The following is a 1296-nucleotide window of genomic DNA, read 5'->3' on the forward strand; positions in this document are numbered from 1 at the left end:
TGTTGCCGCTGACCGAAAACTGACCCAGTAGAGGCTGTTCTGCCGACTGAAAACTGACCCAGGTGTTCAACTGCTTCTGCTCAATTTTTGAGCAGGAGAACACAGGGTGATCAGTATGGAAATGATGGGCAAAATTCGCCGGATGTATTTCCGCGACAAGCTGTCGCTGCATGAGATAGCCAAGCGCACCGGGTTGGCGCGCAACACGATTCGCAAGTGGGTCAGAGCACCTGAGGCCAAGCCGCCGGTCTACCAACGCCGCGCGATCTTCAACAAACTCAGCCCTTTTCACGCCACGCTGGAGCAGGCGCTAAAAGCCGATTCGCTGCGGCCCAAGCAACAGCGGCGCAGTGCCAAGGCGCTGTTGGCGCAAATCAAAGCCGAAGGTTATGACGGTGGCTACAGCCAGCTCACCGCGTTTATCCGTGCCTGGCGAGAGGGACAGGGCAAGGCGTCGCAGGCCTTTGTGCCGCTGACCTTTGCTCTTGGCGAGGCGTTTCAGTTTGACTGGAGCGAGGAAGGTTTGCTGGTCGGCGGCATTTACCGGCGTATGCAGGTGGCACATCTGAAGCTGTGTGCCAGCCGTGCGTTCTGGCTTGTGGCGTATCCGAGCCAGGGCCATGAGATGTTATTTGACGCCCATACACGCTCGTTCGGCTCCTTGGGCGGCGTGCCGCGCCGGGGCATCTACGACAACATGAAGACCGCCGTCGACAAGGTCAATAAGGGCAAAGGCCGGGCGGTGAATGCGCGCTTTGCGGTGATGTGCGCGCATTACCTGTTCGATCCGGACTTCTGCAACGTCGCCGCTGGTTGGGAAAAGGGCATCGTTGAAAAGAACGTGCAAGACAGCCGCAGGCGTATCTGGCTAGACGCCCAGGACTGCCAGTTTCACTCCTTCGAGGAACTCAATGCCTGGCTGGGCCAGCGCTGCCGCGCGCTTTGGAACGAGCTGACGCACCCTCAATACAGCGGTCTGAGTGTGGCCGAAGTGCTGGAGTTGGAGCGCGCTGAACTGATGCCTGTGCCAGCGCCATTCGACGGTTACGTCGAGCGGCCTGCGCGGGTCTCCAGCACCTGCCTGGTCAGCGTCGGGCGCAACCGCTACTCGGTGCCGTGTGAGTACGCGGGTAAGTGGGTCAGCAGCCGTTTGTATCCGACGCGAATCGAGGTGGTGGCTGACGACGCGCTGATCGCCAGCCATGTCCGCTTGCTGGATCGCGACCAGGTCAGCTATGACTGGCAGCACTACCTCCCGCTGATCGAACGCAAGCCCGGTGCGCTGCGCAACGGCGC

The 1296-nt window shown here is 60.6% G+C and carries 1 protein-coding gene; it reads left to right on the forward strand.

The window, feature by feature from the left end:
* Nucleotides 1-115: 115 nt before the first annotated feature.
* On the forward strand, nucleotides 116-1296 hold a 1181-nt coding region (istA, locus tag MF6394_RS32780), incomplete at its 3' end, for an IS21-like element ISPst3 family transposase (RefSeq protein ID WP_177345165.1).

This window comes from Pseudomonas sp. MF6394 (assembly GCF_002018845.1).
Classification (GTDB): Bacteria; Pseudomonadota; Gammaproteobacteria; order Pseudomonadales; family Pseudomonadaceae; genus Aquipseudomonas; species Aquipseudomonas lactis.